Consider the following 4,328-nt stretch of genomic DNA (forward strand, 5'->3'; position numbering starts at 1 on the left):
TCGCTCTTCCCTCCTCCCAAGCTTGGGAGGAGGGTCAGGGAGGAGGAGCGCTACTTCGCTGCGACTGCCTTGTCTTTCTTAAACTCCGCCACACGATTTACGAACTCCCCAAGCTGCTGGATAAACTCCGGAGACTCGATATCGCCGATAATAATCACCTCGCGCTGGGTGTTCTTAATCGTCGGGCGTAGGTGGGCCGGGATCGAGTCCAGGAAGCTATCCCGGTTGATACTCCGGTTGCCGGAGATCTTTCCCGTGTGGGCCAGAACAGGCTTGTTGGAGTTGCTATCGCGGACAAAAATCCCCCCCAGCAGCCAGGACTCCCCGTTTTTGTGAATATTGATCTCCATCGTGATCGGGTGCTCCTTACCATCAAGGGGCTCTCCCTGACCACAGGTACAAAAGATCGTGTCGGGGAACTTCTCACTGTCAGACTCAAGCCGACTCCAGAAGTTGTGCTCTTTGTTCCAGTAAACCGTCACCGTCTCGCTTCCGCCTCGGTAGCCAATCATGATCTCGCGGGGGACACCATGCTCGATAATTCGGGCAGACATCGTCGCAAAGGAGTCCAGGATCGTCTCCTGGCTGGTAATTCTAATAGGTCGCATAAATATTCCTTTCAAACAGAGCCCCTCGTGCCTTTCGGGCCAGCGAGGGACGGGTGGGTAAGGGAGCAAGCGAGGTGGTATGCCTGCTCCGGTGACAATTATTTATTTTCTAACATTTTCTGACGGAAGTGCTCATCGGGCCGTGTGTGGATCCGCGCGACATTCTCAGGGGTGAGAAAGCGCGGGCCACCCAGAGCATAGGCACCGATCAGGGCGCGGGCGACCTTCACGGACATTGCCGTGATCCGCTCCACTTCATCGGCATCTTTCCCGAGGGCAAACAGCCCGTGGTTGCGCAGTAGCAGAACCTTGGGCGGGGCACCCCACTCCACTTTATAGGCCGCAATCGCCGTGCGGCATGCTTGTGCCAAAGGAGGACCCGGATCCACATAAGGCACGAAACAAACTGCGGGGCCACAGACCACAATCTCATCGGGGAAGATGCGCCCGGCGATCGCCTCCTCGGCCTTCTCCGAACAGAGAACCGAGAGCCAGGCAGTCGGGTGAGTGTGTCCAACCACATTCGCGCCACCATCGGTGAGGCAGACCGCGTGAAGCGCCGCCTCCACGCTGGGGTGCAGGGGATCTTCAGGATTCACGCGTGCGCCACGCAGCAGATCCTTAATCTCATTGTCTCCAAGGCTTTCGTGATCCAAGATGGCCAACGAGCGTGCCGTGTCCATTAAGACAAACTGGTCGGTACGCATTGTGCCCATCATGCATCCGGAAGCCTTCAGCCAAAACGTCGCCCGATCCCCGACTGCAGCCGAGACATTTCCTTCGGCCAAGATCGAGAAATCGTGGTTTGGGGAGCCCAGCCAGTGGGCTAGTTTATGGAGGCGTTCTAAAACTAACGCTGTGTCGTTCTTCATACTCCCTTTATTGTACGCTATGTAATGTTGTACAATGGCCCCCAATAGGGTTTGCAGGCAAAAGACCTGATAATAAATGAAGACGGTAGTGGATAGATAGCTCCTATATAAAATAGGAGGAGGACTGAACGGATGGAAATTATTGCCTGGGGGACACGGGGGTCGCTGCCCGTGGCTAATTCTGGCATGCTAAAAGTCGGGGGGAATACGACGTGCTTTGAAGTGCGCTCTGTTTGCCTGCCTCAGGGAACTCATGTGGCCATTGATGGTGGTACGGGGTTTCTTCCCTTCGCCACGGAAGCCCTGGGTAAAGGAATGAAAAACCTCCACCTTTTCCATACCCACTACCACCACGACCATACCCAGGGCGTGCTGATCGCGCCGCCCATTTTTATGCAGAATCTTGGGATGCATATCTACGGGACGAAAGACCGCAGTTTTGGCCCCAAGCAGGTCTACGAGAGACTCATGGAGCCGCCGTTTCACCCTGTTTCCTTTGGGACGATCTCGCAACACATCGCGTTTCATCCGATTGAGCTGCCACCAACCCGCGTAATTCTCATCCACCCCGAAGGCGGGCAAGTGATCGTGGAGCGCGAGCGCTTTCTGCACCATGAGGAACTAAACCGACCCCTCTCTTTTGGCCATGGACAGAGCTTTCCGATCGCCGAGTGCCTGGTCGTCTTCATGCACTGGACCGAGCATCCAGAGCGGACGATCACCTATCGCTTTGAGGAGCGCCCCACCGGGAAGGTCTTTGTTCTGCTCACGGACGAAGAAGTTCGCGCGGGGATTCCCACATCGCTCATGGACTTTCTCACCGGCGCGGACTTGCTGATTCAGGATGTCCAGTACTCCCAAGAAGAGTACGAAAAGGGAGGGAAAGCCGGTTTTGGTCATGGCACCCCCGAGTATGCGGTTCGTTTAGCGCGTGTGGCCTGCATTGGCCGTATTGGCTTCACCCATCACGACCCCCTCGCCGCCGATGGCCGTGTGGAAGCGCTCGTGACCGAAGGAATGGCTTTGCTCCAGCCGGACGAGAAACTCGAACTCTTTGCCTGTAGAGACTACGACCGCTACGACGTGTAGATTCTCAGGTACACTGGGTTATGAGCCATTCACTACCCACCCGCGCCCAGATTCTCGAAACGGCGTGTGAGAGTACCTGGGACTTAGAGAGTATCTTTCCCACCACCGACACCTGGGAGGCAGCACTCATTGCTGCCGATGCCGCTATTCCCAGCGCCGCCGCGTTTGCGGGTCGCCTGAGCGACCCCGACACACTCGTCGAGTACTTTGCGACTGCTGAGAAACTACAAACTCAGGTCAGTCACATTGCGGTCTATGCTCACTTGGGGTATGCCACAGACACTTCAAATACGGACGCTGCCGCCCGCACGGATCGGGCGATGGGACTGGCGACCCGCTTTGGGGCAGCGATTGCCTTCGCCGAGCCCGAACTTCTCGCCTTGGCTCCCGGGACTCTGACCGGCTGGGCACAGACTCACCCCAAGCTCTCCGGGCATGCCCATTACTTCGACCGTCTCAGCCAGCGTGCGCCCCATATTCGCTCTGGTGAGGTTGAGCAGGTGCTGACGATGGCCAATGATGCCTTCCGAAGCGCCAGCCGCATTCATGGGATTCTGTGCGATGCGGATCTGACTTTCACGGCGGCGGAGGGCGACCGTGAGATTGGGCAGAGCACGATTGGGAGCCTGCTCACCGATGCGGATAGACCTGTGCGTGAGAGTGCCTGGAAGGGCTATGCCGATGCCCACCTGGCACATAAAAATAGCCTCGCGCAGTGCCTTGCCACGGGTGTGAAGCAAAATGTCTTCACTGCCCGTGTCCGTGGCTACGAGTCCGCTCTGCATGCCTCACTGACACCCAACTTTATCCCGGTGAGTGTTTTTGACAACCTTATCGCCACGTTCCAGAAGAACTTGCCCACCTGGCATAAGTACTGGGGCTTGCGAAAACGGGCACTGGGCCTGGCGAAGCTGGCACCGTGGGACATTAAAGCGCCGCTCACCCAAGGCAAGACAGTCGTCCCCTACGCGCAGTCTGTTGAGTGGATCGCGGAGGGGATGGCTCCCCTGGGCCCGGAGTATGTCGCTGCCATGACCCATGGTGCCACCGAGGAGCGCTGGGTGGACTGGGCCGTGAACCGGGGTAAGCGCATGGGCGCGTTTTCGTCGGGGACGGTCGGAACGCACCCGTTTATCATGATGAGCTACAACGACGATGTCTTCTCGCTCTCCACACTTGCCCACGAGCTAGGCCACTCGATGCACAGCTACTACTCCCGCAAGAGCCAGCCCCCGCACTACGCGGGCTACGGGCTCTTTGTGGCTGAGGTGGCGAGCAACTTCAACCAGGCACTGACCCGCGCCTACTTGCTCGAAAAATTCGCCGACAACAAAGAGCTGCTGATCGGTGTCCTGGAAGAGGCAATGAGCAACTTCCACCGGTATTTTTTGGTGATGCCCACCCTCGCCCGCTTTGAGCGCGAGATCCATGAGCGGGTCTGGAACGGCGGCGCTCTGACTGCAACTTTTCTCACCGAGCGCATGGCTGAGCTTTTTGCCGAAGCCTTTGGCCCCGATGTGGCGCTGGAGGGCGAAGACCGGCAGCGTGTCGGAAGCACCTGGATGCAGTTCTCGACGCATCTCTACTCAAACTTCTATGTTTACCAGTACGCCACGGGGATCTCAGGAGCCCATGCACTCGCCCAGAACGTGCTAAGCGGTGGCCAACCCGCCGCCGATGCCTATCTAGGCTTCTTAAAGGCAGGAGGCTCTGACTATCCCCTGAACGTGCTCAAGAGCGCGGGCGTAGATCTGGCCTC

At 57.7% G+C, this 4,328-nt stretch carries 4 protein-coding genes; 2 read left to right on the plus strand and 2 right to left on the minus strand.

Going from position 1 to position 4,328, the window contains the following annotated elements; all coding sequences use genetic code 11:
- Positions 1-50: 50 nt before the first annotated feature.
- Complete coding sequence (locus RMO15_RS02860; RefSeq protein ID WP_309707616.1) at positions 51-608, minus strand: hypothetical protein; 558 nt, start codon at positions 606-608, stop codon at positions 51-53.
- 98 nt (positions 609-706) lie between these two features.
- On the minus strand, positions 707-1,480 hold the full coding sequence (locus RMO15_RS02865; RefSeq protein ID WP_309707617.1) for a class II aldolase/adducin family protein: 774 nt from the start codon (positions 1,478-1,480) through the stop codon (positions 707-709).
- 132 nt (positions 1,481-1,612) lie between these two features.
- On the opposite strand from RMO15_RS02865, the gene RMO15_RS02870 reads away from it, so the two are divergent.
- The gene (locus RMO15_RS02870) at positions 1,613-2,569 is read left to right on the plus strand and encodes an MBL fold metallo-hydrolase (protein WP_309707619.1); all 957 of its coding nucleotides are present in this window, start codon (positions 1,613-1,615) and stop codon (positions 2,567-2,569) included.
- A 20-nt stretch (positions 2,570-2,589) separates the two neighbouring features.
- Positions 2,590-4,328: oligoendopeptidase F (gene pepF, locus RMO15_RS02875; RefSeq protein WP_309707621.1), on the plus strand; the 1,739-nt coding region annotated here is incomplete at its 3' end.

Origin of the sequence: Armatimonas sp. (assembly GCF_031410135.1) — a bacterium.
Taxonomy (GTDB): domain Bacteria; phylum Armatimonadota; class Armatimonadia; order Armatimonadales; family Armatimonadaceae; genus Armatimonas.